A 268-nucleotide genomic window follows, 5' to 3' on the forward strand; every position below is an offset into this window, starting at 1 on the left:
ACGTGAAAAACAAGTAGCTGAGCGCCGGCGGCAGGCACGTCATCCGGCACGGAAAGTCCCTGAATTAGTGGCGTATCAGCCTGGTGAGGTCTTTTCGTGGGATATCACCAAATTGGCGGGTCCGCGCAAAGGGACTTACTTTGATGCGTACGTGATGATCGATATTTATTCTCGTTATGTCGTCGGTTGCCAGGTCCATTTGCGGGAGTCTGGGGCGTTGGCTGAAGCGTTCATGAAGCAGGTTTTTGCTCAGGATCAAGTCCCGCAG

The 268-nt window shown here is 53.4% G+C and carries 1 protein-coding gene; it reads left to right on the forward strand.

Annotated features, from left to right (window positions below; translation table 11 throughout):
* On the forward strand, nucleotides 1-268 hold a 268-nt coding region (locus ACT3UA_RS19045; protein WP_444617905.1), incomplete at both ends, for a DDE-type integrase/transposase/recombinase.

The sequence above is a fragment of the Glutamicibacter sp. 363 genome, from assembly GCF_052379505.1.
Lineage (GTDB): Bacteria > Actinomycetota > Actinomycetes > Actinomycetales > Micrococcaceae > Glutamicibacter.